19 protein-coding genes are annotated in these 25266 nt (G+C 71.8%); 5 read left to right on the top strand and 14 right to left on the bottom strand.

Translation table 11 applies throughout. From position 1 onward, the window contains the following. Window positions 1-5: 5 nt before the first annotated feature. The 9 genes from ACZ5ID_RS13925 to ACZ5ID_RS13965 form a co-directional block, all read right to left on the bottom strand. On the bottom strand, window positions 6-1217 hold the full coding sequence (locus ACZ5ID_RS13925; protein ID WP_468897151.1) for a phosphoglycerate kinase: 1212 nt from the start codon (window positions 1215-1217) through the stop codon (window positions 6-8). A 117-nt stretch (window positions 1218-1334) separates the two neighbouring features. Further along, window positions 1335-2342 carry a type I glyceraldehyde-3-phosphate dehydrogenase gene (gap, locus tag ACZ5ID_RS13930; protein ID WP_406550803.1) on the bottom strand — a complete coding sequence of 336 codons (1008 nt, stop codon included), beginning with the start codon at window positions 2340-2342 and terminating at the stop codon, window positions 1335-1337. A 266-nt stretch (window positions 2343-2608) separates the two neighbouring features. Next, entirely contained in the window at window positions 2609-5563 is a 2955-nt protein-coding gene (locus ACZ5ID_RS13935) for a M14 family metallopeptidase (protein WP_468897153.1), read from the bottom strand. A gap of 200 nt (window positions 5564-5763) precedes the next feature. Next, complete coding sequence (gene whiA, locus ACZ5ID_RS13940) at window positions 5764-6753, bottom strand: DNA-binding protein WhiA (protein WP_283143977.1); 990 nt, start codon at window positions 6751-6753, stop codon at window positions 5764-5766. Next, window positions 6744-7766, bottom strand: coding sequence for a gluconeogenesis factor YvcK family protein (locus ACZ5ID_RS13945; protein WP_406550805.1), 1023 nt, complete (start codon window positions 7764-7766; stop codon window positions 6744-6746). Before ACZ5ID_RS13945 ends, whiA begins: the two co-directional genes overlap by 10 nt. After that, a complete protein-coding gene (rapZ, locus tag ACZ5ID_RS13950) occupies window positions 7763-8704 on the bottom strand; it encodes an RNase adapter RapZ (protein ID WP_406550806.1) in 942 nt (313 codons plus the stop codon). Before rapZ ends, ACZ5ID_RS13945 begins: the two co-directional genes overlap by 4 nt. After that, the gene (gene uvrC, locus ACZ5ID_RS13955; protein ID WP_468897156.1) at window positions 8701-10740 is read right to left on the bottom strand and encodes an excinuclease ABC subunit UvrC; all 2040 of its coding nucleotides are present in this window, start codon (window positions 10738-10740) and stop codon (window positions 8701-8703) included. The genes rapZ and uvrC overlap by 4 nt, the downstream gene beginning before the upstream one ends. Window positions 10741-10863: 123 nt before the next feature. Continuing rightward, window positions 10864-11706, bottom strand: a complete 843-nt coding sequence (locus ACZ5ID_RS13960; protein ID WP_468897492.1) for a hypothetical protein — start codon at window positions 11704-11706, stop codon at window positions 10864-10866. A 5-nt stretch (window positions 11707-11711) separates the two neighbouring features. Next, complete coding sequence (locus ACZ5ID_RS13965) at window positions 11712-12377, bottom strand: papain-like cysteine protease family protein (protein ID WP_468897158.1); 666 nt, start codon at window positions 12375-12377, stop codon at window positions 11712-11714. 351 nt (window positions 12378-12728) lie between these two features. Between ACZ5ID_RS13965 and ACZ5ID_RS13970 the strand changes: the two genes are divergently transcribed. Further along, window positions 12729-13655 carry a hypothetical protein gene (locus ACZ5ID_RS13970; RefSeq protein WP_468897160.1) on the top strand — a complete coding sequence of 309 codons (927 nt, stop codon included), beginning with the start codon at window positions 12729-12731 and terminating at the stop codon, window positions 13653-13655. 70 nt (window positions 13656-13725) lie between these two features. Here the strand turns inward: ACZ5ID_RS13970 and ACZ5ID_RS13975 are convergent, their stop codons facing one another. Beyond that, window positions 13726-14154: a Rieske (2Fe-2S) protein gene (locus ACZ5ID_RS13975; RefSeq protein WP_406550813.1), complete on the bottom strand. Its 429-nt coding sequence runs from the start codon at window positions 14152-14154 to the stop codon at window positions 13726-13728. A 120-nt stretch (window positions 14155-14274) separates the two neighbouring features. Here ACZ5ID_RS13975 and ACZ5ID_RS13980 point away from each other — a divergent pair, with 120 nt between their 5' ends. After that, window positions 14275-15177, top strand: a complete 903-nt coding sequence (locus tag ACZ5ID_RS13980; protein WP_468897162.1) for a carbohydrate kinase family protein — start codon at window positions 14275-14277, stop codon at window positions 15175-15177. Window positions 15178-15576: 399 nt separating this feature from the next. Here the strand turns inward: ACZ5ID_RS13980 and uvrA are convergent, their stop codons facing one another. Next, entirely contained in the window at window positions 15577-18585 is a 3009-nt protein-coding gene (uvrA, locus tag ACZ5ID_RS13985) for an excinuclease ABC subunit UvrA (protein WP_468897164.1), read from the bottom strand. Between the two features lie 193 nt (window positions 18586-18778). Here uvrA and ACZ5ID_RS13990 point away from each other — a divergent pair, with 193 nt between their 5' ends. The 3 genes from ACZ5ID_RS13990 to ACZ5ID_RS14000 all read left to right on the top strand — a co-directional run bounded on the left by ACZ5ID_RS13990 (window position 18779) and on the right by ACZ5ID_RS14000 (window position 21564). Continuing rightward, on the top strand, window positions 18779-19465 hold the full coding sequence (locus ACZ5ID_RS13990) for a maleylpyruvate isomerase family mycothiol-dependent enzyme (RefSeq protein ID WP_468897166.1): 687 nt from the start codon (window positions 18779-18781) through the stop codon (window positions 19463-19465). Window positions 19466-19486: 21 nt separating this feature from the next. Then, complete coding sequence (locus tag ACZ5ID_RS13995; RefSeq protein WP_468897168.1) at window positions 19487-20143, top strand: MBL fold metallo-hydrolase; 657 nt, start codon at window positions 19487-19489, stop codon at window positions 20141-20143. A 143-nt stretch (window positions 20144-20286) separates the two neighbouring features. Next, entirely contained in the window at window positions 20287-21564 is a 1278-nt protein-coding gene (locus tag ACZ5ID_RS14000) for an MFS transporter (protein ID WP_468897493.1), read from the top strand. Window positions 21565-21585: 21 nt separating this feature from the next. Here ACZ5ID_RS14000 and ACZ5ID_RS14005 read toward each other — a convergent pair whose 3' ends face one another. The 3 genes from ACZ5ID_RS14005 to ACZ5ID_RS14015 form a co-directional block, all read right to left on the bottom strand. Continuing rightward, entirely contained in the window at window positions 21586-21891 is a 306-nt protein-coding gene (locus tag ACZ5ID_RS14005; protein WP_468897170.1) for a hypothetical protein, read from the bottom strand. 136 nt (window positions 21892-22027) lie between these two features. Beyond that, a complete protein-coding gene (locus ACZ5ID_RS14010; protein WP_468897172.1) occupies window positions 22028-23008 on the bottom strand; it encodes a TerC family protein in 981 nt (326 codons plus the stop codon). Between the two features lie 264 nt (window positions 23009-23272). Beyond that, complete coding sequence (locus ACZ5ID_RS14015) at window positions 23273-25204, bottom strand: TerD family protein (protein ID WP_468897174.1); 1932 nt, start codon at window positions 25202-25204, stop codon at window positions 23273-23275. Between the last annotated feature and the right edge of the window lie 62 nt (window positions 25205-25266).

Below are 25266 nucleotides of genomic sequence, written 5' to 3' on the forward strand. Positions count from 1 at the left end.
GGTGTTCAGTCCTCCAGTGCGGCAAGGCCGGGAAGGGTCTTGCCCTCAAGGTATTCGAGGCTCGCGCCGCCGCCGGTCGAGATGTGACCGAAGGCGTTCTCGTCGAAGCCGAGGGTGCGCACGGCGGCGGCCGAGTCGCCGCCGCCCACGACGGTGAAGCCGTCGCAGTTGAGCAGCGCCCGCGCGATCGCCTGGGTGCCGCCCGCGTAGTCGGGGTGCTCGAAGACGCCGACCGGGCCGTTCCAGAAGACCGTCTCCGCGTCCGCGATCTTCGACGCGTACAGCTCACGGGTGCGGGGGCCGATGTCCAGGCCCTCCTTGTCGGCGGGGATCTTGTCCGCGTCGACGGTGACGAAGTCGGCCGGCGCCTTGGTCTTCAGGTCCGGGAAGTCGGACGAGGCCAGGATGTCGACCGGCAGGACCAGCTCGACGCCGCTCTTGGCGGCGCGCTCCATGTACTCCGTGACGACCGGGAGCTGGTCCTCCTGGAGCAGCGAGATGCCGACCTCGTGGCCCTGGGCCTTGAGGAAGGTGTACGCCATGCCGCCGCCGATGAGGATGCGGTCGGCCTTGGCGAGCAGCTGGTCGATGACGGCGAGCTTGTCGGAGACCTTGGCGCCGCCGAGGACGACCACGTACGGGCGCTTGACGTCGTCGGTCAGCTTCTTCAGGACGCCGACCTCGGTGGCGATGAGGAAGCCGGCCGCGTGCGGCAGCCGCGCGGGCAGGTCGAAGACCGAGGCGTGCTTGCGGTGCACCGCGCCGAAGCCGTCGCCCACGTAGAGGTCGGCGAGCTCGGCGAGCCGGTCGGCGAAGGCTCCGCGCTCGGCGTCGTCCTTGCTCGTCTCACCGGCGTTGAAGCGCAGGTTCTCCAGGACGGCCACCTGGCCGTCGGCCAGCGCCGCGACGGTCTGCTTGGCGGAGTCGCCCACGGTGTCGGTGGCGAAGGCGACGTCCGCGCCCAGCAGCTCCCCGAGCCGCCGCGCCGCCGGGGCGAGCGAGAAGGCCGGGTCCGGGGCTCCCTTGGGGCGGCCCAGGTGCGAGGCGACGACTACGCGCGCGCCGGCCTCGGCGAGCTTGGCGATCGTGGGCTGGACGGCGCGGATACGGCCGTCGTCGGTGATGGAGGTGCCGTCGAGCGGCACGTTGAGGTCGGCGCGGACGAATACCCGCTTGCCGGAGACGCCCTCGGCGAGAAGTTCGTCGATCGTCTTCATGTGTTTCTGCGACTCCTTGGAGAAGGACGAGGCAAGCGACAGGGCTCGTGCGGCGCATCGTCGCGCTGCCCGAGCCCTGTGCTCACATCGAGTTGCCTGCCCTGAGACTTATCAGACTTAGAGCTGGCCGCCCACGAAGACGGTGAGGTCGACGAGGCGGTTCGAGTAGCCCCACTCATTGTCGTACCAGCCGAGGATCTTCACCGACTTGCCCTCCTGGACCATGGTCAGGGAGGAGTCGAAGGTGCAGGAGGCCGGCTCGCCGACGATGTCGGAGGACACGATCGCGTCCTCCGTGTACTCCAGGATGCCCTGGAGCTCGCCCTCGGCGGCCTTCTTGAACGCGGCGTTGACCTCGTCCTTGGTCACCTCGCGCTCCAGCTCCACGACGAGGTCGGTGGCCGAACCGGTCGGGACCGGGACGCGCATGGCGATGCCGTCGAGCTTGCCCTTGAGCTTGGGCAGCACCAGCGCGGTGGCCTTGGCGGCACCGGTGGTGGTGGGGATGATGTTCTCGGCGGCGGCGCGGGCGCGGCGCAGGTCCGAGTGCGGGAAGTCCAGGATGCGCTGGTCGTTCGTGTACGCGTGGACGGTCGTCATCAGACCCTTGACGATGCCGAAGTTCTCGTCGAGGACCTTGGCCATCGGCGCCACACAGTTGGTGGTGCAGGAGGCGTTGGAGATGACGTGGTGGCTGGCCGCGTCGTACTTGTCCTGGTTGACGCCCATCACGATGGTGATGTCCTCGTCCTTGGCCGGAGCCGAGATGAGGACCTTCTTGGCGCCGCCCGCGATGTGCTTCTCGGCGTCGGCCTTCTTGGTGAAGATGCCGGTCGACTCGATGACGATGTCGACGCCCAGCTGACCCCAGGGGATGTCGGCCGGGTTGCGCTCGGAGAGCACCTTGATGGTGTGGCCGTCCACGGTGATGGTGTCGGCGGTGTGCGTGACCTCGGCCTTGAGGCGGCCCAGGATCGTGTCGTACTTGAGCAGGTGAGCAGTGGTCGCGGTGTCACCCAGGTCGTTGACAGCCACGATCTCGATGTCAGCACCCTGCTCCAGCAGCGCGCGGAAGTAGTTGCGCCCGATGCGGCCAAAGCCGTTGATGCCTACGCGGATCGTCACGAACCGATCTCCTCGTTAGGTACGCCGGTTTTCGACGCCGGCGAGTTGTATGGGATGTCCCCGACCGCTTATGACCCTACCTCTCCCGGAGCCGTGGAGTGACATCGAGCGCACTCCCGTGAGCGGCCACGACGGCCCGGACATGGCCGACGGCCCATACCTACCAACGGGTAAGGGCCGTCGACGGGACTTTGGTCCCGATTACGGAGCGTGATGGACGGGCCGGGGGCACCTCCGTGGTCCGGAGTACGGAGGTGCCCGGCGGATCAGTCCCGCAGGGCGCGGAGCGCCCTGCCGATCACGTTCTTGCGGTCGGCCGCCGACGGCACGTGCTCCAGGCCGAAGCCGAGCAGCACGGTGTCGTGGGTGGTGACGGCCGCCTGGGAGTGGAACAGCGCCTGGGAGCGGGCCCAGTCGCCGGCGTTTCCGGGGCTGCCGGCCGGCGGTCCCGGCACGCTCCACGGGCCGAGCGCCGTCTCGAAGCCCTCGGCGCCCTGGGCGGTTCCGCCGATGACGAGCCTGGTGTCGTCGACGAAGGCGCCCACGCCCCCGGTGCCCGGGTCGGACACATAGGAGACGGAGAGCTCGACCTGCTTGCCCGCGTACGGGCTCAGGTCGACCGAGACCGGCTGCCAGCCGTTGGAGGAGCCGGTGAACCGGTTCCACGCGCCCGAGGTGCCGCTCGGCGTGCAGGCGCTCGCGCCGACGCTCAGGTAGTGCGCCAGGAACGGGTGCGCCTGGACGTAGTAGCCCTGCTCGCACTGGGCGGGTACCGCCTGGCTGGTGCCGCCGTTGGTGTCCGGCAGGGTCGTCCAGTCCTCCTGCCCCACGGTGTGCGCCTCGACGACCACGTTGTCGAAGCCGGGCTCGGTGTCATAGCTGAGCTGGAACTGCAGGCTCGGCCTGTCGGCCGCCGCCGTGCCGCTCAGATCGACGGTCCTGGACAGCCGCATATAGGCGTTGTCCTGGTGCACCGCCGCCGCGAACCAGTCGCCCGCGGCCGGCTCGAAGGGGGTGCGGATGCCCGGGTAGGTGCCCGCGGCGGCGCTCTTGAACTGCGGGAACCGGTCGGGCTTGAGGGTGTCCGAGGTGATCGTGTAGGCCCCGGCCAGGTTCAGCGGGTTGTCGCTGGCGTTGCCCAGCGGCGCCTTGGCCCCCGCCAGCTTCCCCGCGCCCTGGAAGGCCGGCGGCGATTTCAGGCCGACGCGGTTGTAGGCGCCGAGGTAGTACTGGGCGAAGTCGTCGGAGTCGGCGCCGCCGAGGTCGACCGTGCCGCCCGCCTGTTCACCGGCGTTGACGAGCCGGCCGCCCTCATTGAGGAAGTCGCGCACGGCCAGGGTGACGGCGGCGGTGGGCCGCTCGGCGCCCGTGTACCAGACGGCCGTCCTGAAGTGGCTGAGCACGCCGAGCGCGCTCGGGGTGCCCTGGGTGGCCACGTCCCAGACCGCGGACCGGCGGCCGTTGTCGGCGAGCGCCTTGGTGTACGCGGCGGCGTGCTGGGCGGGCGCGGTGCCGCCCTCCTCCGCGATCACCAGGGTGTCGCCCCGGGGCCGGGCGGCCACGGTGTAGGTGAAGGGCGTGCTGGAGGTCCGTTTGCCGGCCCGGGTGCGCCCGGTGAACCAGACCTCCACCTTGGACCCGGTGTCCGCGCCCTCGACGGTGGCCCGGTACTGGCCGAAGTGGATGTCGTCCTCGCCGCCGTAGACGTCGCCGCCCTTCCAGGCCTTGAGGTCCTCGGTGTGGGTACGGCCGCCGTCGACGCGGTAGTTGAGCCTCTTGTCGTGCACCGACCTGCGTACGGTGACGGCGACTTCCTGGTCCTCGCCGCGCGCGTACGAGGTGGTGAAGGCGTCCGGGGTGAAGTCGGGGGCGTCGATGCCGACCGGGGAGACCGGCTGGTCGGGGTGGCGCGCGGTGTCGGCGACGGCCAGCGCGAACGGGATGTTCTTGGCGAACTCCTGCTGGATCAGCTTCTCGTCGTCGGGGAAGTTGAAGACCGACTGGCAGTCGCCCGGCTTCCACTGGTCGGCGGGGTCGATCCGGGAGGCCGTCTGACAGGTCGACATCTCCGGGGTGAACATATGGATCCCGTTGACGTTCCCCGCGTGTCCGTCGGCCTCGCCGTTGGTGGTGTACAGCTCGGAGGAGAGCTGTGAGCGGTAACCGGGGATCGCGGGCTTGGCGGGCGTGCCGGCCAGCGCCTTGAGGAGGACGTCGTCCGGGGTCGGGGTGGCGACCTGCCAGCCCACGCCGTACAGCAGCAGTTCGGCCGCGGAGTGGTAGTTGATGGCGTACGAGAACCCGACCCGCTTCTCGAAGGAGTCCAGCGCCCTGGTCTCCGGCTCGGAGCCGGCGGAGGGGCCGCGGTAGGTCTCGTCGGCGGGGTCGGGGGAGGAACCCTCGTTGTCGTAGCCCCACTTGTACGGGAAGTTGCGGTTGGGGTCGACGCCGTCGCCCGCGGTGATCTTCCCGTCGCCGTTGTTGTCGCGCAGGTTCTTGCGCCACAGCCGCTGCTGGGTGCCGGTGAAGGTGTAGTCGTACCCGTCGGGGTTGGCGGAGAGGACGAACCACAGCTCGGTGGAGTCCACGATCTTGGTGATCCGCGGGTCCTTGCCGTAGTTGTCGAGGTAGTAGTGCATCAGCCGCCGGGTCATCTCCGGAGTGATCCACTCACGCGCGTGCTGGTTCGACATGTACAGCACGGAGGGCTTGGAGCCGTCCTTGGCCCGGTTCGCGCCCTTGGTGAGCTTGAGCGCGAGGATGTCCTGGCCCTTGACCGTCTTGCCGATCGACTCGACCTTGGTGAGGGCGGGGTGGGCGAGCTGGGTGTCGACGATCTCCTGCCGCAGGCCGCCCGCCCCGCTGTAGGGGCGGAAGACACCGTCCCCCTGGGCCTTGAGGCGCTTCTCGGTCGTCGTGGAGAGCGTGTGCTCGCTGAGGTCGACGCCTTGTTGCCGCAAGGTGCCGGCCTGCGTCTTCGTGAGGTAGAGCTCGACCTTGGCGGTCCCCTTCGCGGGGACCTGCGCGGTCAGTTCCCGGCCGTCCGCGCCCTGCGCGAGCAGGAGCGGCAGCTGTGCCTTGGTGACGTCGGCGTACCAGACGGACAGACCTTCGCCGGTGCCGCCCTTGCCGCCCGGACTGGCGTGGGCGGCTGGTACCGCCGCCAGGCCGGCCGTGAGCAGTGAAGCCGCGGCGAGGATCGCTCTCGCTCTGCGTCTCATTGGCCCCCCTTGCTGTTGTGTGCCACGAAAGTGACAGACGCCAGGCTCATGACACTTCATGATCATGTCAATACCGCGCGAGGGGGGCGGAACCGGAACCGGCGCCCACCAAGTGGGCGCCGTTCGCGACAGGGTGGAGCCTGGGGGCGCCGCCGGTACGGGAGCCGGGCCGACGCGAAACGGAGCGGTACTCCCCCCGGTCAGCCGACCAGGCCGTCGGCCATCTCCTCGGTCAGATTGGACTCCGTGCCGGGGATGCCCAGATCCTGCGCCCGCTTGTCCGCCATGGCCAGCAGCCGGCGGATCCGGCCCGCGACCGCGTCCTTGGTCAGCGGCGGCTCGGCGAGAGCGCCCAGTTCCTCCAGAGAGGCCTGCTTGTGCTCCATGCGCAGCCGTCCGGCGGCGGCCAGGTGCTCCGGCACCTCCTCGCCCAGGATCTCCAGGGCGCGCTGCACCCGGGCCCCGGCGGCGACGGCGGCCCGCGCCGAGCGGCGCAGATTGGCGTCGTCGAAGTTGGCCAGGCGGTTGGCGGTGGCCCGGACCTCCCGGCGCATCCGCCGCTCCTCCCAGGCGAGCACCGACTCGTGCGCCCCGAGGCGGGTGAGCAGCGCGCCGATCGCGTCCCCGTCGCGCACGACCACGCGGTCCACACCGCGCACCTCGCGGGCCTTGGCGGCGATCTGAAGCCTGCGGGCCGCGCCGACCAGCGCGAGGGCGGCCTCCGGCCCCGGGCAGGTCACCTCCAGGGAGGAGGAGCGGCCCGGCTCGGTGAGCGAGCCGTGGGCGAGGAAGGCCCCGCGCCAGGCCGCCTCGGCGTCACAAGTGGCCCCCGAGACCACCTGCGGCGGGAGACCCCGGATGGGGCGGCCCCGGCCGTCGACCAGACCGGTCTGGCGTGCCAGCTGGTCGCCGCCCGCCACCACCCGTACGACGAAGCGCGAACCGCGGCGCAGACCGCCCGGAGCCATCACGATCAGCTCGGAGCTGTGGCCGAAGATCTCCAGGATGTCCCGCTTGAGGCGGCGCGCCGCCATCGCGGTGTCGAGCTCCGCCTCGATCACGATGCGACCGCTGACCAGGTGGAGGCCGCCGGCGAACCGCAGGATCGACGAGACCTCCGCCTTTCTGCAGCAGGTCCGGGTGACGGGAAGCCGGGAGATCTCATCCTTCACCGCTGCCGTCATCGCCATGGGCCGATCCTTCCATGCATCCGAAAAATACGGTCGTACGCGGCGGCCAACAGCTCCCGGTCGTGCTTGGGGGACCCGTCGGGCGCGGCGACCGCCGCCAGCTCGACCACGGCGCCGAGCTGTTTGGCGGCGTCGGCGAGGGACTCGCGGTCGGGCACGGCGGCCACGTCGGCCAGCACCACGTCCAGGGCGAGTTTAGGGGCGTGTCGTCCCAAAACCTCCAAATGACGCTGCGGAGAGAAGCCATCGGTTTCGCCGGGCTGGGGCGCCAGGTTCAGCGAGAGCACCTTGCGGGCCTTGGTCACCGTGAGCGCGTCGAGCAGCTCGGGCACCAGCAGATGCGGGATCACCGAGGAGAACCAGGAGCCGGGCCCCAGCACCACCCAGTCGGCGTCCAGGACGGCCTCCACCGCCTCCGGGACGGCCGGCGGGTCGTGCGGCACCAGGTTGACCGACTGCACCTCGCCCGGGGTGAGCGCCACCGTGGCCTGGCCCCGGACGGTGTCCACGTCGTCGGGGCGGTCCGGGTCGTGGCCGCGCACCAGCGCCTGCAGCTCCAGTGGGACCGCGGACATCGGCAGCACCCTGCCGTGCGCCCCCAGGAGCCTGCCGACCAGGTCGAGCGCCTGGACGTGGTCGCCCAGCTGCTCCCACAGGGCGACGATCAGCAGATTGCCGACCGCGTGCTCGTGCAGCTCGCCCTGGGACTGGAAGCGGTGCTGGATGACCCGGGCCCAGGTCTGGCCCCAGTCGTCGTCGCCGCAGAGAGCCGCCAGGGCCTTGCGCAGATCGCCCGGCGGCAGCACGCCCAGCTCCTCGCGGAGCCGGCCGCTGGAACCGCCGTCGTCGGCCACGGTGACGACGGCGGTCAGGTCGCCGGTGATCCGGCGCAGCGCCGCGAGCGACGCGGAGAGGCCCATGCCGCCACCGAGGGCGACGACCTTGGGCTGGGCGCCACGCTTGCGGCCGGTGCCCGGCACCGGCCCGCGCGTGCGCCGTCGGTACACCTTCACTCGCGCCCCATGTCCCGGTGGACGACGACGGTCTCGATTCCCTCGGAGGCGAGACGGGCGGCCAGCTTCTCGGACATGGCCACGGAGCGGTGCTTGCCGCCCGTGCAGCCGACGGCGATCGTCACGTACCGCTTGCCCTCGCGGCGGTAGCCCGTGGCGATCAGCTGGAGCAGTTCGCTGTACTGGTTGAGGAACTCCTTGGCGCCCGGCTGGTTGAAGACGTAACCGGACACCTCCTCGTTCAGGCCCGTGTACGGGCGCAGCTCCGGCACCCAGTGCGGGTTCGGCAGGAAGCGGCAGTCCACCACCAGGTCGGCGTCGACCGGCAGACCGTACTTGTAGCCGAACGACATCACCGTGGCGCGCAGCTCCGGCTCCTCGTCCCCGGCGAACTGGGCGTCCATCTTGGCGCGCAGCTCGTGGACGTTGAGGCTGGAGGTGTCGATCACCAGGTCGGCGTCGCCGCGCAGCTCGCGCAGCAGGTCGCGCTCGGCCGCGATGCCGTCGACGATCCGGCCGTCGCCCTGGAGGGGGTGCGGGCGGCGGACCGACTCGAAGCGGCGCACCAGCGCGTCGTCCGAGGACTCCAGGAAGACGATCCGCCGGGTGACCTGCTTGGAGTCCAGGTCGGCCAGCGACTCGCGGAGGTTGTCGAAGAACCGGCGGCCCCGCACGTCGACGACGACGGCGATGCGGGCCACATTGCCCTGGGAGCGGGCGCCGAGCTCCACCATGGTGGGAATCAGCGCGGGCGGCAGGTTGTCGACGACGAACCAGCCGAGGTCCTCCAGGCACTTGGCGGCGGTGCTGCGTCCGGCGCCGGACATGCCGGAGATGATCACCAGCTCGGGGATGGCCGGCTCTACGGCGTCGTTCGTCGTGCCCGTACTCACGTGTGCGGCTCCAGCTTCTGCGTCTGTTCGGTCGTGCTCAGTCATTTCGCGGATCCCCCGTCGTCCTCTTCAATGATCTCTCCTGTCGCCGTGTTCACGGCGGGTGCGGCCGGAGCTGCCTGTGCCAGGGCCGCCGCCACGGTCTCGGCCGTCTTGCGGCCTATCCCGGGAACTTCACAGATCTGCTCGATTGTCGCCGACCGCAGCCGCTTCACCGAGCCGAAATGCTTGATCAGAGCCTGTTTGCGGGACTCGCCCAGGCCCGCCACGTCGTCCAGGGGGCTCGCCTTGAACCGCTTGGTCCGCTTGACCCGCTGGTAGGTGATGGCGAACCGGTGGGCCTCGTCACGCACGCGCTGGAGCAGATACAGCCCCTCGCTGGAGCGCGGCAGGACGACGGGGTCGTCGTCGTCCGGCAGCCAGACCTCCTCCAGACGCTTGGCGAGCCCGCAGACCGCCACATCGTCCATCCCCAGCTCGTCCAGGGCCCGCTTGGCGGCGGCCACCTGCGGCTGCCCGCCGTCGACCACCACGAGCTGCGGCGGATAGGCGAACCGCTTGGGCCGCCCGTCCTCGGTACGGGGTCCGGCCTCCGCCGGGGCCTCGCCGGGCGCCGGGACCTCACCGGAGGGAGCCGGTCCGGCAGCGCCCTCCTCGCCGTCCGCCCACTCCCCCAGCCGGGCGCTCTCCGCCAGGTACCGCTTGAAGCGGCGGGTGATGACCTCGTGCATGGACCGGACGTCGTCCTGGCCCTCGAAGCCCTTGATCTGGAAGCGCCGGTACTCGCTCTTGCGGGCCAGGCCGTCCTCGAAGACGACCATGGAGGCCACCACGTCCTCGCCCTGGAGGTGGGAGATGTCGAAGCACTCGATCCGCAGCGGCGCGCTGTCCAGGTCAAGGGCCTGCGCGATCTCCTCCAGGGCCCGGGAGCGGGTGGTCAGGTCGGAGGCGCGCTTGGTCTTGTGCAGCGCGAGCGCCTGCTGCGCGTTGCGCGCGACCGTCGCCATCAGGTCCTTCTTGTCGCCGCGCTGCGGGATGCGCAGCGACACCTGCGACCCGCGCCGCCCGGCCAGCCACGCGCCGACCGACTCGGCGTCCTCGGGCAGCGCCGGGACCAGCACCTCCTTCGGTACGGAGTCGCCGGTCTCCTCCCCGTACAGCTGCTGGAGGGCGTGCTCCACCAGGCCCGCCGTGTCGACGGCCTCGACCTTGTCGGTGACCCAGCCGCGCTGGCCGCGCACCCGTCCGCCGCGCACATGGAAGATCTGCACGGCCGCCTCCAGCTCGTCCTCGGCGACCGCGATCAGGTCCGCGTCGGTGGCGTCGGCGAACACCACAGCGTTCTTCTCCAGGGCCCGGCGCAGCGCCCCGATGTCGTCGCGCAGCCGCGCGGCCCGCTCGTACTCCATCTCCTCGGCCGCCGCCGCCATGTCCTTCTCCAGGCGGCGGATGTACGTACCCGTGCGCCCGGCCATGAAGTCGCAGAAGTCGTCGGCCAGTTCGCGGTGCTCCTCGGGTGTGACCCGGCCGACGCAGGGGGCCGCGCACTTGCCGATGTAGCCGAGCAGACAGGGCCGGCCGATCTGGGTGGAGCGCTTGAACACCCCGGCGGAGCAGGTCCTCACCGGGAAGACGCGGAGCATCAGGTCCACGGTCTCGCGGATCGCCCACGCGTGCGCGTACGGACCGAAGTAGCGCACGCCCTTCTTCTTGGCGCCCCGCATCACCTGCACCCTCGGGAACTGTTCGTTGAGGGTGACCGCCAGATAGGGATAGCTCTTGTCGTCGCGGTACTTGACGTTGAAGCGGGGATCGAACTCCTTGATCCACGAATACTCGAGCTGGAGCGCCTCGACCTCGGTGGAGACGACCGTCCACTCCACGGACGCGGCCGTGGTGACCATCGTCGCCGTGCGCGGGTGCAGGCTGGTGAGCGGCTGGAAGTAGTTCGCGAGCCGCTGGCGCAGGGACTTGGCCTTGCCGACGTAGATCACCCGGCGGTGGTCGTCCCGGAACTTGTAGACCCCCGGCGAGTCGGGGATCTGTCCCGGCTTGGGGCGGTAGGTGGAGGGGTCTGCCATGGCCACCACCCTACTGGCGGGGACCGACAACGCGGTTTCACGGGGCGGGCCCTCTTCGGGCGCGGGGAACCGCGTGACCGGCCGCGTACGATCCGCGGCCGGTCACCCGGTCCGTCCGGCGGCCTACGCCGGGTTCACCCCGCGCCTGCGGCGGCGCAGCGCCACCGCGCCCAGGCCCGCCGCCGCGAGCGCGCCCGCGCCGGCGGTCACCGAGGCGGCCGTGCCCGTACCGCCACCGTGGCCTGCGGAGACAGCCGCGGCGGAGGAGGCAGCCGCGGCCTGGGCCCGGGTCTCCTCGGGGGTCCGCCCGAACCCGCCGGCCTTGCCGGACCTCGCGTACGCGGAGCCGGGCAGCTTGTCGCCGTAGGCCCGCCGGACGCGCTGCCTGTAGGCGGCCAGCGTGGTGCCCCGGGCGCCGACCGCGCGCACGGCGTCCTCGTCCAGCGGGAGCACGGTGGCGCCCTTCTGGACGTACCAGGCGTTGATCTGCGGCTCCTGGAAGACCGTGCCGCCCGGCAGCCGGCTCGCGCCCGCCGCGGCGTAGCGGGCCTCGTCGTCACCGGTGGCGATGTTCACGACCTGCCAGGTCCCGCCCTGCGGCACCGCCCACAGGGAGGCCTTCTGCCCGTCCGAGGAGACGGCCGTGGAGGCGAGGTACTCCAGCTTCGCGACCGGCGCCCCCGCCCGCCCGGCGACGAACTCCGGGGAGAGCGCGTAGACGGGCACCGGCTCGCCCTGGATGCGCGGGGCGACGGCGGCCAGGGACACCTTGCCGTCCCGGGCGAAGAAGCGGGAGAGCGTGGCGAGGGTCGCGGGCGCCGCCGCGGCCCGGTGGGCGGCGGCCCTGGAGTCCGCCGACGCGAGGGGGTTCGGGTCGGCCGCCGCGCCCGGGGCGCAGAGTCCGGTGAGCCCGGTGAGCAGCGCCGCGACGGCGGCGCAGGAGGAGGACAGACGTCGCAGGGTCATCGTCGTCACGCCCCGATCCGGTAGAGCGAGTGGGTCCAGGAGAACGAGTCGTTGTCGACGTACCAGGCGTGCGAGGCCCAGTTGTAGCGGTTGCTGGAGGGCCAGGGGTCGCCCCAGTACACCCAGCTGTTCGCGGTGTCGTACCCGTAGATCACCTGCATATGACCGCCGCCGCTCGACCACTGGATGCGGCTCTCCATGGGCCGGTTGGCGTTGATCTCGGTCTGGACGGTCGAGTAGCGCAGCCAGCCGCTCACGTAGGAGCCGGAGCTGATCCCGGCCCAGTCCAGGGCGGTCTGCACATTGCCCAGGTCCGCCTGCCAGTTCGGGCAGTCGTACCCCTGCTGGCGCCCGAAGGCGGCGTTGCAGAACTGGTTCTGGCTGTAGGAGCGCCCGAACCAGGTGGCGATGGTGTTGCCGGACGCGGCCCAGCACCAGTTGTCCTTCTGCTGGGCCTGCATGGTGATGTCGAGCCGTTTCGACGTGGCGGTCGTCACCGCGGCGGCGGACGGCGTATCGGCGGCGGTACGGGTGTCGGCGGCGGTCGTGGACGTGGCGGCTGCGGTGGCGGCGTGCTCGTGCGGGGATGCGACGGCGCTCGCCGTGGGGGCGACGAGCAGGGCCGTCACCACGAGGGCGAGGGCCGGAAGCCGTCTCTTGCGGTTGTGCATCGCGTTCCTCCCGAAGCGGGGGGTGTGGGGATTGGAGGAGCGCGTCCGGACGCTTTCGGTGAGCATCGAACGTTGTCGTGGGCTGGTCAACGCGCTTCAATGCGGGGTGAGACGCGGGTGTGAACGGAGTGGCCTCCATGTGAACAGGCCTTCCCGGCCCACCAGGCCACCCGGGTCCCGCGGCGACCCGTGACCACCCCCCGCCGTGAACGTTCACTGTGCGGCCCGAAGCCCCCTGACCGGCAGCGCGGTTGAACCAGGTCCGTACGGCCCTCCCGGCCACCGACACGGCGGGACCGGACCCGTACGGCCACCCCCCACCGGATCCGAAGCCGTCCCGAGGAGTCCCCCATGCTCCACACCGATGCCGATCTCGCACAGGTGCTGCACACCGGCCCGTTCCATCTGGCGCTGCGCACCGCGCTCGCCGTTCGCGGTCTTCCGCTCCAGCGCGTCCAGCACCATCTCGCGGGGCGCGGGGTCAAGGTCGGTGTGACCAGCCTCAGTTACTGGCAGCAGGGTGCCCGACGGCCGCAGCGCGCCGAGTCGCTGCGGGCCGTGCGTGCCCTGGAGGAGGTCCTCGGGCTGCCGGACCGCTCGCTGCTGCGGCTGCTCGACGACGGCGAGGCCCGCGACGGGGCGGAGCGCCCGGCGGCCCGCTCCTACCGCTCGCTGGTGGAGGCCTCCGGGATCGTCGAGCGGCTGATCACGGACCTGGAGTCACCGGTGGACGGCGGCCTGCACACGGTCGGCCACCACGAGCGGGTACGCGTCGGGGCGGGCCGCGAACTGCTCGGCCGCGACTCCCAGCAGGTGGTGCGGGCCCACCGGGACGGGATCGACCGCTATCTCGCCATCCACCACGGCGACCCCGGCTGCGACCCGTCCCGGGTGCGGGTGCGCGCCGTCGAGAACTGCCGCACCGGCCGGGTGCGCTGGGACGCCGACACCGGGGTCCTGGTGGCCGAGCTGCTCTTCGACGCCCGGCTCAGAGCCGGGGAGACGTACCTCTTCGGCTACGGCTTCGAGGACGGCACGGCGGGCCCGAGCAGCGAGTACGTACGCGGCTTCAGCTTCGCGGGCGGGCAGTACGTGCTCCAGGTCCGTTTCGACGAGCACGCCCTGCCGGTACGGTGCCGGCGCTTCGCCCGGAACTCGGCCGGCTCGGCCCGCTCGGCCCGGGGCGATCTGACGCTGAGCGGGCAGCACCGGACGGTGCACCTGGTCGAGCAGGGGGTGCGGCCGGGGATCCTGGGGATCGACTGGGACTGGGCCTAGCGCGCGTGCGGGCGTCGCGGGGGCGGGCGGGACTTTCGCACCACGCCCCAGGCGCGGCGGGATGCCCCGCTCAGGCGTCGGGACCGGCCACCAGCCTGCCGTCCTTCACCTTCACCGGGACGGCGGGCAGCGGCACGGTCGCCGGTCCGTGCACGGGCTGGCCGGTCATGACGTTGAAGCGGCTGCCGTGGCAGGGGCAGTTCCCGTGCCCGTCCTCGATCTTGTCCAGGACGCAGCCGGCGTGGGTGCACTGGGCGCTGAACGCCTTGTACTCGCCCTTGGCCGGGCAGGACACCATCAGGCGCTGCTCACGGTAGAGCTTGGCCCCGCCGACCGGGATCTCCTCGGGCGCGCCCAGGGCTACCGGGGCGGTCGGGGTCGGCGTCTGGGCGTGGCCGAGCTTGGAGTCGGTGGAGCAGGCGGCCACACCCAGCCCCGCGGCCCCGGCGAGGGCCGCGCCTTTCAGCACGGTGCGACGGGCGGCGGGCTGGCCGGACATGGGGTCTCCACGGGTCATGGGGGGTTGGTGACGTATCCGACGATACCGGCGGGGGTGGTGGGGCCAGGGGCGGGGTGGTGCCGAGTCGGGGCGGGTCCGGATGGGTGTACGTTCGGCCGCGTGATCGTCGTCGCCGGAGAAGCCCTCATCGACCTGGTCCCGGAGCGTGCCGGTGACCGGCTGGGCCCCCTGTCGCCCCGGCGCGGCGGCGGCCCGTACAACACGGCGGTGGCCCTGGGACGGCTCGGCGCCGAGGCCGCCTTCTGCTCCCGGGTGTCGACGGACGGCTTCGGCGAGGCCCTGCTCGACGGGCTGCGCGCCGCCGGTGTCGACACCTCGCTGGTCCAGCGCGGCCCCGAGCCGACGACGCTGGCGGTGGCGACGGTCGGGGCGGACGGGGGCGCCGGCTACGGCTTCTACGCCTCCGGAACCGCGGACCGCCTCTTCGAGCTGCCGCCGGCCCTCCCCTCCGGCGTACGCGCGCTGGCGCTCGGCACGTGTTCGCTGGTCCTGGAGCCCGGGGCGAGCGCGTACGAGGCGCTGCTGCGGCGGGAGTCGGGGCGGGGCCTGTTCACCCTGCTCGACCCGAACATCCGTCCCGGCCTGATCCCCGACCCGGACGCCTACCGGGCCCGCTTCCGCTCCTGGCTGCCGTATGTGTCCCTGCTGAAGCTGTCCGAGGAGGACGCGGCGTGGCTGGGCGGCGGGGTACGGGAGTGGCTGGCGGCGGGCCCGGAGGCGGTGGTGCTGACGCGGGGCGCGGCGGGGCTGACGGTGTGGACCCGCGCCGGGGAGGAGGTCTCCGTCCCCGGCGAGCGCGTCGAGGTGGTCGACACGATCGGGGCGGGGGACACGGTGAACGCGGCGCTGCTGCACGTGGTGGCGGGACGGGGTCCGCTGCCCGCGGCGGCCTGGCGGTCGGCCCTGGCCTACGCGGCCCACGCGGCAGCCCTGACCTGCGCGAACCGAGGCGCGGAACCACCCCACGCAGCGACGCTGCCCCCCGCACCACGACTACCCTGACCCACCGCCTCCGCCAGGACCACCGACTCCCCGATCACCGAAGGCGCCGAAGTGGCCAGGGGCGCGAGGAACGGCGCGACCAGCCCCCACGGCCCGCACCCAAAGAACCGGCGACCCGCCGACCCCCCAGAGGCGCGGGGAACCGCGCGACCAGCCCGCACGGCCCGCACCCAAAAAACCGGGGCCGACCCGCCGACCCCCAGGGGCGCGGGGAACTGCGCGACAAGCCCACCACGGCCCGCACCCAAAAAACCCGGCCGCCCGGCGAGGGCTTACGGGAAGGGGCGGGGTGGGGAATCCAGCCCGCCGCAGGCGCCCCACCCGGCCCGGCCGGCCGGACACCCGCCAACCAGCCGGGATCCCGGGGCCCCGGGGGACACTCCCCCGGGACCGAGACGCTCAGGCCTTCCGCGCCCGCGACACCGCCTTCTTCGCCGGAACCTTCGCAGAGGCCTTGGCAGACCCCGACCCCGCGGCCCCCTTCGCCGCCACCGTCTTCTTCGCGGGCGCCCGCTTGACCCCCCGCCGCGCCGACACCGGCGCGACCGGCTCCGCGTCGCTGATCCGGTCCGCCCCCAGGATGTCCCGCAGGAACTTCCCGGTGTGGCTCGCCGCCACGGACGCGACCTGCTCCGGCGTACCCTCGGCGATCACCAGACCGCCACCGCTGCCGCCCTCGGGGCCCATGTCCACGACCCAGTCCGCCGTCTTGATGACGTCGAGGTTGTGCTCGATGACGATCACCGAGTTCCCCTTGTCGACAAGCCCCGACAGGACCTTGATCAGCTTCGAGATGTCCTCGAAGTGGAGACCGGTGGTCGGCTCGTCCAGCACGTACACCGTCCGCCCCGTGGACCGCTTCTGGAGCTCGGACGCCAGCTTCACGCGCTGCGCCTCACCGCCCGACAGCGTCGGCGCCGACTGGCCGAGCCGGACGTACCCGAGCCCCACCTCGTTCAGCGTCCGCAGGTGGCGGGCGATCGTCGGCACCGCCTCGAAGAAGTCCAGCGCCTCCTCGATCGGCATGTCGAGGACTTCCGCGATGGACTTGCCCTTGTAGTGGACCTCCAGCGTCTCCCGGTTGTAGCGCGCCCCGTGGCAGACCTCGCACGGCACGTACACGTCCGGCAGGAAGTTCATCTCGATCTTGATCGTGCCGTCGCCCGAGCAGTTCTCGCAGCGCCCGCCCTTGACGTTGAAGGAGAAGCGGCCCGGGAGGTAGCCCCGCACCTTCGCCTCCATCGTCTCCGCGAACAGCTTGCGCACGTTGTCGAAGACGCCGGTGTACGTCGCCGGGTTCGACCGGGGCGTACGTCCGATGGGCGACTGGTCGACGTGGACGACCTTGTCGACCAGGTCATCGCCCTCCACGCGCGTGTGCCGCCCGGGCACGGTCCGCGCGCCGTTCAGTTCGCGCGCGAGGTGGGTGTAGAGGATGTCGTTGACCAGGGTCGACTTGCCCGAGCCGGAGACACCGGTGACGGCCGTCAGCACACCCAGCGGGAACGAGACGTCGATGTCCCGGAGGTTGTTCTCCTTGGCCCCTTGCACGGTGAGCTTGCGCGAGGGGTCCACGGGACGGCGTACGTCCGGCAGCGGGATGGACTTCTTGCCCGCCAGATACTGCCCGGTCATCGACTCCTTGTTGGCGAGGAGCTGCTTCAACGGGCCGCTGTGGACGACCTTGCCGCCGTGCTCACCTGCGCCGGGGCCGATGTCGACGACCCAGTCGGCCACCTTGATGGTGTCCTCGTCGTGCTCGACGACGATCAAGGTGTTGCCCATGTCGCGCAGGCGGACCAGCGTCTCGATCAGACGGTGGTTGTCCCGCTGGTGCAGACCGATCGAGGGCTCGTCCAGCACATAGAGCACGCCGACCAGGCCGGAGCCGATCTGGGTGGCGAGGCGGATGCGCTGGGCCTCGCCGCCCGAGAGCGTCCCGGCGGCGCGGTTGAGCGAGAGGTAGTCGAGGCCGACGTCGACGAGGAAGCGCAGCCGCTCGTTGACCTCCTTCAGGACGCGCTCGGCGATCTTCTTGTCGCGCGCGTTGAGCTTGAGCTCGCCCAGGAAGTCGGCGCAGTCGCTGATCGACATCGCGGAGACCTCGGCGATGGAGCGGTCCATCACGGTGACCGCGAGGACCAGCGGCTTCAGTCGCGAGCCCTGACAGGTCGGGCAGGGGATCTCGCGCATATAGCCCTCGAAGCGCTCGCGCGCCCCGTCGGACTCCGCCTCCGAGTGGCGCCGCTTGACGAACGGCACCGCCCCCTCGAAGGCGGTGGTGTAGGCCCGCTCCCGTCCGTACCGGTTGCGGTAGCGCACCTCGATCTGGGTCTTGTGGCCGTTCAGCAGCGCCTTCTTGGCGCGCTGGGGCAGCCCCGCCCAGGGGATGTCCGTACGGAAGCCGAGCTCGTCGGCGAGCGCGCCGACCAGCCGGGCGAAGTAGTCCTTGGTGTGGCCGAGCGACCAGGGGGAGATGGCGCCCTCGTCGAGGGACTTGTCCTCGTCCGGGATGATCAGGTCGGGGTCGACCTCCATGCGCGTACCGATGCCGGTGCAGTCGGGGCAGGCGCCGAAGGGCGAGTTGAAGGAGAAGGAGCGCGGCTCCAGCTCCTCGAAGGACAGGTCGTCGTACGGGCAGTAGAGATGCTCCGAGTACATCCGCTCGCGCTCGGGGTCGTCGGCCGCGAGGTCGACGAAGTCGAGCACCACCATGCCGCCGGAGAGGCCGAGCGCGGTCTCCACCGAGTCGGTGAGGCGGCGCTTGGCGGAGTCCTTCACCGTGAGGCGGTCGATGACCACCTCGATGGTGTGCTTCTCCTGCTTCTTGAGCTTGGGCGGCTCGGAGAGCTGGACCGTCTCGCCGTCCACGCGCGCGCGGCTGTAGCCCTTGGTCTGGAGGTCCGCGAAGAGGTCGACGAACTCGCCCTTGCGCTCGCGCACCAGCGGCGAGAGCACCTGGAAGCGGCTGCCCTCGGGCAGTTCGAGCACCTTGTCGACGATGGCCTGCGGCGACTGGCGGGTGATCGGCCGGCGGCACTCGGGGCAGTGCGGCTTGCCGATGCGCGCGAAGAGCAGACGCAGGTAGTCGTAGACCTCGGTGATGGTGCCGACCGTCGAGCGCGGGTTGCGCGAGGTCGACTTCTGGTCGATGGAGACCGCGGGCGACAGACCTTCGATGAAGTCGACGTCCGGCTTGTCCATCTGGCCGAGGAACTGGCGGGCGTACGAGGAGAGCGACTCGACGTAACGGCGCTGCCCCTCGGCGAAGATCGTGTCGAACGCGAGGGACGACTTGCCCGACCCCGAGAGCCCGGTGAAGACGATGAGGGAGTCGCGCGGGAGGTCGAGCGAGACGTTCTTGAGATTGTGCTCGCGCGCGCCACGGACGATGAGACGGTCGGCCACGCCGGTCCGCACCTTTCTTGAAGAGAAGCAGGGGGCGGAGCCCCCGTCTCAGACTATGGGGGGTCGCCTGGGCGATGGATTGCTATTACCAAGGATGCCTGATGCCACCGACGAGCCTATAGCACGCGCATTCGATTTACGGACTCGTCCAAGCGCCTTCACCCGAATGAGTGGCGGGACTATCGTCGGCCCCATGATTGATCATGCGCACGACCTGGCCTCTGTACGGGAAGCCACCGAACGACTGCTCACCGCAGCGGGCAAAATGGACAACGCGGCGCTCTCCGAGCCGTCACGGCTGCCCGGCTGGAGCCGCGGGCACGTGCTCGCCCACCTCGCCCGCAACGCCGACGCGCTGGTGAACGTCCTCGCCGGGCGCCCGATGTACGAGAGCGCCGAGGCCCGCGACGCCGACATCGCGCGCGATGCCGCGCGCCCGCTCGACGTGCACCTCGCCGACCTGCGCGAGAGCGCAGCCCGCTTCCAGGAGGAGGGCGCCAGGGACGCCGACTGGACCCGCACCGTCGAGCTCCGCAACGGCGTCCTGGACCAGGCCGCCCGCATCCCCTTCCGGCGACTGATCGAGGTCGAGCTGCACCACGTCGACCTGGGCACCGGCTACGAGCTGGAGGACCTGCCCGACGAGTTCGTCCGGCGCGAGATCCAGTTCCTGGCCGACCGCTTCTCGGGGCACGCCGCTCTGCCGCCGGTCACCCTCACCGGTGGCAACGGCCACACCCTGCGCACCGGCGGCACCCAGGGCCCCGCGGTGACCGTGGGCGGCCCCGCCTGGGACCTGCTGGGCTGGCTCGCGGGCCGCAGGAGCGGAGCGGCCCTGGAGGTCACCGGCGGCCCGCTGCCCGCCCTGCCGCCCCTGTAGGCCCCGGGCTACGCTGAGCCCATGACGTACAGCGGAACGGTCAGGGTCGGCGGTCCTGCGGATGTCCACGAGCTCGGCGATCTGATGATCTCCAAGGTCGCGGTGGGCCCGATGGACAACAACGCGTATCTGCTGCGCTGCCGCGCCACGGGTGAGCAGCTCCTGATCGACGCGGCGGCCGACCCCTCGACCCTGCTGACGCTGATCGGTGACGACGGCATCAAGTCCGTCGTCACCACCCACCGCCACGGCGACCACTGGCAGGCGCTCGCCGAGGTCGTCGCCGCCACCGGCGCGAGGACCTACGCGGGACGCCACGACGCCGAGGGCATCACCGTGCCGACCGACGTCCTCGTCGAGGACGGTGACACCATCCGCGTGGGCCGGGTCGAGCTGACCGCCCGCCATCTGGTCGGCCACACCCCCGGCTCGATCGCGCTGGTCTACGACGACCCGCACGGCCACCCGCATCTGTTCACCGGCGACTGCCTCTTCCCGGGCGGGGTCGGCAACACCCACAAGGACCCGCGGGCCTTCGCCGCCCTGATGCACGACGTGGAGACCAAGCTCTTCGCGGTCCTGCCGGACGAGACGTGGGTGTACCCGGGCCACGGCAACGACACCACGCTCGGCGAGGAGCGCCCCAAGCTGCCGGAGTGGCACGCGCGCGGCTGGTAGCCGGACCGCGCCGCGGCGCTCGTCACAGCGCGGGCGCGCTTCCGCACGCCCTGCGCAGCGACACGTAACCGCCGATACGCGCGGGTAGTTGGCGCGGCATGCGCTTCTCCCCCACCGCCCCCTCCAGCCACGCGCCACCCTCCATGGCCCGGCTCGCCGCCGCCTCGCTCGCCGGGACGGCTGTCGAGTTCTACGACTTCTTCGTGTACGGCACGGCCGCGGCCCTCGTCCTGGGCCCGCTCTTCTTTCCGACGTTCTCGCCGCTCGTCGGCACCCTGGCCGCCTTCGGCACCTTCGGGATCGGGTTCATCGCCCGTCCGCTCGGTTCTGTCGTCTTCGGCCACATCGGTGACCGGTACGGACGACGGCCGGTGCTGTTCCTCTCACTGTTCCTGACCGGGCTCGCCACGGTCGCCGTCGGCTGCGTGCCCTCGTACGCGACGATCGGGGCCGCCGCCCCCGTGCTGCTGCTCCTGCTGCGCTTCGTCCAGGGGTTCGGCCTGGGCGGCGAGTGGGGCGGGGCCGTGCTGCTGACCGTGGAGCACGCGCCCGCGCGGCGCCGGGTGCTGTGGACGTCCTTTCCGCAGATGGGCCCGTCCCTGGGGTTCCTCCTGGCCAACGGGGTGACGCTGGCGCTGTCGGCGGGGCTGAGCGACGCCGAGTTCCGCTCCTGGGGGTGGCGGGTGCCGTTCTGGGGGGCGGGGCTGCTCGCCGCGGGCGGACTGCTGCTGCGCTCCTCGCTCACCGAGAGCCCGCGGTTCCAGGAGCTCGGCGACCGCGCCCGGCTGCCGCTGGCGGAGGTGCTGCGCGACCACTGGCGGCTGGTGCTGCTGACGGCGGGGGCGCTCTCGGTCTGCTACGCCGTCTTCTACGCGGTGACCACCTGGGCGCTGTCGTACGCCACCGAGCGGCTCGGGGTGAGCCGTACGGTCATGCTGCTCTGTGTGCTGGCCGCCGTGGCCGTCCAGGGCGCGCTGACCCCCGTTCCGGCCCTGCTCGCCGACCGGTACGGACGTCGGCCGCTCTGTCTTGCGGGGTGCACGGGCTGCGCCCTGTGGATGTTCCCGATGGTGGCGCTGCTCCAGACCGGCGAGCCGCTGCTGATCCTCGCCGGGTCCCTGGGCGCGCTGCTCGCCTTCGTCACCATGTTCGCGGTGATCGCGGCCTATCTGCCCGAGCTCTACGAGCCCCGGGTGCGCTGCACGGGCGCCGCCGTCGGCTACAACCTGGGCGGGGTGCTGGGTGGCGCCCTGACCCCGCTGATGGCGACCGCCCTCGCGCGCGGCGGGGGGCCGCCGTGGGGCGTGGCGGCGTATCTGACCGGGGTGGCGCTGCTGAGCCTGGGCTGTGTCGCGCTCCTGCCGGAGACCCGGCCGGTGGCCGGAGCGGCCCCGGCGCGACCGGAGGCCGCGCCCGCCTAGGGGGCCACCGGGACGCCGCCGCTACAGCGCCCCCGACTCCGCCACATCGCAGTCCGTGAAGACGGGCGGCCTCGTCGAGAGCGCCGCGAGCCGCTGCGCGAGCTCGCTCGTCTCCGGAGCGTCGCTGTTGGCCATGGCCTCCTCGTACGAGTCGAACTCGACGACAGCCAGATAGCGGTTCGGGTTGGACCGGTCGCGCAGCAGGGTGCGGTGCGTGGGGCCGAGCTTGCGGCCCTCCGAGCGGGCCCGCTCCTCGTACTGACGGATGAGCTCGCGCATCTCGTCCGCCCGCTCGGTCTCGAAGTCGATGATCTGCGCGAACTTCATGGGTCCTCCTGGTCCGCAGGGCCCCCGCGGACCGGGGGCTCTCTGCGTCCAAGCAAGCACCGGCCGAGGGGCGCGGCAACCGGGCGCCCGCTCGGCCGGTGCGCGCGCCGGTGCCGATGCACCGCGCGCCCCGGGGTCAGACCCCGACGCTCTTCTTCTCGTCCGCCTCGGCCGCCGTCTGCTTCCTGGTGGCCATCAGGCTGGTGACCGTGGTGATCACCAGTACGCCGCAGATGACGCCCAGCGAGACGGGGATGGAGATCTCCGGGACGTTCACCCCGTTCTCGTGCAGGGCGTGCAGCACCAGCTTCACGCCGATGAAGCCGAGGATCACCGAGAGGCCGTAGCTGAGGTGGACCAGCTTCTCGAGCAGTCCGCCGATGAGGAAGTACAGCTGGCGCAGGCCCATCAGCGCGAAGGCGTTGGCGGTGAAGACGATGTACGGGTCCTGGGTCAGACCGAAGATCGCGGGGATGGAGTCCATCGCGAACAGCACGTCGGTCATACCGATGGCGAGCATGACGACGAGCAGCGGCGTCATGACCTTCTTGCCGTGCTCCTGGATGAAGAGCTTGGTGCCGTGGTACCGGTCGGCGACGCCGAACTTCCGCTCCACGGACTTGAGCAGCCGGTTCTCCTCGAACTCCTCGTCCTCCTCGTCGGAGCGCGCCTCCTGGACGAGCTTCCAGGCGGTGTAGATCAGGAAGGCGCCGAAGAGGTAGAAGACCCAGGAGAAGCTGGCGATGATGGCGGCGCCGGCCGCGATGAAGACCGCCCGCAGCACCAGGGCTATCAGCACGCCGAAGAGCAGGACGCGCTGCTGGAGCTGGGTCGGCACCGAGAACTTCGCCATGATCAGGATGAAGACGAAGAGGTTGTCCACGGAGAGCGACTTCTCGGTGATGAAGCCCGCGAAGAACTCGCCGGACGCCTGGCTGTTGCCGAAGACCAGCAGGCCCACTCCGAAGAGCGCGGCGAGCACGATCCAGACCACCGTCCAGATCCCGGCCTCCTTGACCGACACGTCATGGGGTTTGCGTCCGATGAAGAAGTCGGCCGCGATCAGGGCGCACAGACCGAGAATGGTCAGTACCCACAGGGTCATCGAAACGTCCACAGTGCCTCCGGCTTCGTACCGCTACAGATCAGCGTCGTCGCTGCCGGAGGTCTCCTCCACCCAGGTCGTGCCGTCGCCTCTGGGCCGGCGCCCCGGAACCGGTCAGGTCGGTCCGTACTGACGGGAACGCCGCAGTCGGGAGTACTCCCCTCCGCACCAAGAACCCTACCCCAATCACCAAGAGAAGGTAAAGGGAAGGGTAAAGAAGAACCAAGGCGCTGGTGGTCGCGGGCCCGGAACAGCCCTGTCGGCAGGGGAAGGACGTCAACGCGGCCAGGCGCGCCTCGCGTCCGCGACCTGATCGAGCACCTGCCCCAGGACCGCGCTGCCGGCCGGGACCAACGGCGGCTCGTACGTCCAGGCGTGCCCCACCCACGGGTCCGCCAGGTGGTCCTCCGGCACCGGCGTGAGCCGCAGCAGCGACCGCCACAGGGGCTGGAGCACCGGCCCGTACGCCTCGGCGTCCTCGCGGTCCGCGACCATCAGCAGATGGACCCCGACCGAGGGGCCCTCGTCGGCCAGGTAGCGAAGCTGGTTGACCGCGCGGTCGTCGAAGCCGTGCGGGAAGTCGTTGACGATCAGGAGCTGCTCGGCGGTGTCCGTGCCGGGCGGCAGCGCGTCCGCCCCGGCACCGCCCCGCGCGGCCATCTGGAGCAGGTCGACGCGCTGGGTGAGCCGGGCGAGCACGTCCGCCACCCCCTGGGCCCCGGCCGCGGGCGGCGCGGCGAGCACCCCCGCGCGCGTGAGCGGCGCGAACGCCCCCGCCGCCGCGCCCGCCGGGTCCACGACGTGCACCGCGAACTCGTGCGCCGGGTACACCGCGAGGAGCCGGGCCGCCAGCGCCACCGCGGTCTCCCTGGCGAGCCGCTTGACCTGCTCGGCGTCCATGAAGGCGGCGGCCTCGGAGCCGGAGCGGCCGGAGTCGATCCACAGCCCGCGCTCCAGCGGCAGCCGCACCAGCATCGGAATGCGCAGCTCCGGCCGCTCGGGCAGCCGCAGGTCCCCGACGCGCAGGGCCATCGGGATCTCCATCGGCACCCGGTAGGCGTGCCAGACGGGGTTGTCCCAGCGGGCGTACGCGGCCGGCAGGGCGGGCTCGACGACCTCGGACTCGGCGGTCAACTGCGCCACGTCCCGGTCGAACGCCTCGCGCGCGCGGGCGACGAGCTGCTCGCGGCGGGCCTCGGCTTCCCGGCGGGCCAGGTCGCCGGTGGAGCCGATCCGGCTGCGCGGATCGGCCAGGGCCCGGTCGAGCTCCTGCTCCATCCGCGAGTCCGCGAAGTCGACGGCGCTGCGGTACGCGGCGGTGGTGCGGGCCAGGTCCTCGAACATGCCCCACACCTGGTTGTAGAGCCGCTCGTCCATGGACCAGCCGGTGGCGTCGCCCGCCACCGGGGACGGGGGCTCGCCGGGGGCGGCGGGCGCCGCGGTGGGAGGCGGCGGCGGGGGCGTGGTGTTCTTGCGGCGCGGGTGGGCGTAGTCGACGGGCCCGCTGTCCGTGAGGGGCTGCTGGGGCGCCTCCGGGGCGGGCGCGGCGCCCGCGGGGCCCGCGTCGCTCCCGCCGGCGCCCGCCGCCGTACGCACCTGTCCCTCGTCGGCCGTACGGGCGTCGGCCGTCCGCGGCGGGGGCGCCGCGACCGAGCGGGAGGCGCCCAGGGCGACCGCGTCCAGGACGACGGCGGCGAGCTCGCGGGCCTGCGGCAGGCCCTGGTCGACGAGCATGTCGGCGAGGCCGCCCGCGTAGCCCTGGCCGATCGCGCGGACCTTCCACACGCCGTCGCGCCGGTAGAGCTCCAGGGCGACCACCGCCGACTCCGCGTCCAGGCCGGTGATCGTGTAGGTGGCGACCTCGGTGCCGTCGAGGCCGGTGACGGCCACGAAGGGCGCGGCGACGGCCGCGAAACGGCTCGGTCCGCCTCCCGGCGGCAGCGCCAGCAGCACGCTCACCCGGTGCACGCCCTGTGGCAGCGCCTCCAGGTCCACGGCGAGGCGGTGGTCGGCGGCGGCCTGCCGGGAGACCTCCAGGCCCGGCAGGGTGGGCGTGCCGGGGTGGGCCACCCACTCGGTCCCGCGCACGGTGCCGCTCTCGTCGCCCAGGGTGGCACCGGCGACGACCGGGGTGCCGGCCGACACCCGGATCTCCAGTCGGGTCCGGGGCAGGGGGTGGTTCTGTCCCCGTACCAGCTCGGCCGTCATCGCTTCGTCCCCTCGTCGAGTGCCGGTGGTGCACGGTGGTGCGGGGCAGCTCCCGGCGGCCT

It is taken from the genome of Streptomyces sp. NPDC031670 (assembly GCF_055580545.1).

Bases quoted from the DNA above. Each gene is read 5' to 3' on its own strand.
- ACZ5ID_RS13990 (WP_468897166.1), top strand. From the start codon at position 18,779: ATGATTGATCATGCGCACGACCTGGCCTCTGTACGGGAAGCCACCGAA.
- ACZ5ID_RS13935 (WP_468897153.1), bottom strand. From the start codon at position 5,563: ATGAGACGCAGAGCGAGAGCGATCCTCGCCGCGGCTTCACTGCTCACG.
- rapZ (WP_406550806.1), bottom strand. From the start codon at position 8,704: ATGACTGAGCACGACCGAACAGACGCAGAAGCTGGAGCCGCACACGTG.
- ACZ5ID_RS14000 (WP_468897493.1), top strand. From the start codon at position 20,287: ATGGCCCGGCTCGCCGCCGCCTCGCTCGCCGGGACGGCTGTCGAGTTC.
- ACZ5ID_RS13960 (WP_468897492.1), bottom strand. From the start codon at position 11,706: ATGACCCTGCGACGTCTGTCCTCCTCCTGCGCCGCCGTCGCGGCGCTG.
- ACZ5ID_RS14005 (WP_468897170.1), bottom strand. From the start codon at position 21,891: ATGAAGTTCGCGCAGATCATCGACTTCGAGACCGAGCGGGCGGACGAG.
- whiA (WP_283143977.1), bottom strand. From the start codon at position 6,753: ATGGCGATGACGGCAGCGGTGAAGGATGAGATCTCCCGGCTTCCCGTC.
- ACZ5ID_RS13970 (WP_468897160.1), top strand. From the start codon at position 12,729: ATGCTCCACACCGATGCCGATCTCGCACAGGTGCTGCACACCGGCCCG.
- ACZ5ID_RS13965 (WP_468897158.1), bottom strand. From the start codon at position 12,377: ATGCACAACCGCAAGAGACGGCTTCCGGCCCTCGCCCTCGTGGTGACG.
- ACZ5ID_RS13975 (WP_406550813.1), bottom strand. From the start codon at position 14,154: ATGTCCGGCCAGCCCGCCGCCCGTCGCACCGTGCTGAAAGGCGCGGCC.
- ACZ5ID_RS13995 (WP_468897168.1), top strand. From the start codon at position 19,487: ATGACGTACAGCGGAACGGTCAGGGTCGGCGGTCCTGCGGATGTCCAC.
- uvrC (WP_468897156.1), bottom strand. From the start codon at position 10,740: ATGGCAGACCCCTCCACCTACCGCCCCAAGCCGGGACAGATCCCCGAC.
- ACZ5ID_RS13925 (WP_468897151.1), bottom strand. From the start codon at position 1,217: ATGAAGACGATCGACGAACTTCTCGCCGAGGGCGTCTCCGGCAAGCGG.
- ACZ5ID_RS14015 (WP_468897174.1), bottom strand. From the start codon at position 25,204: ATGACGGCCGAGCTGGTACGGGGACAGAACCACCCCCTGCCCCGGACC.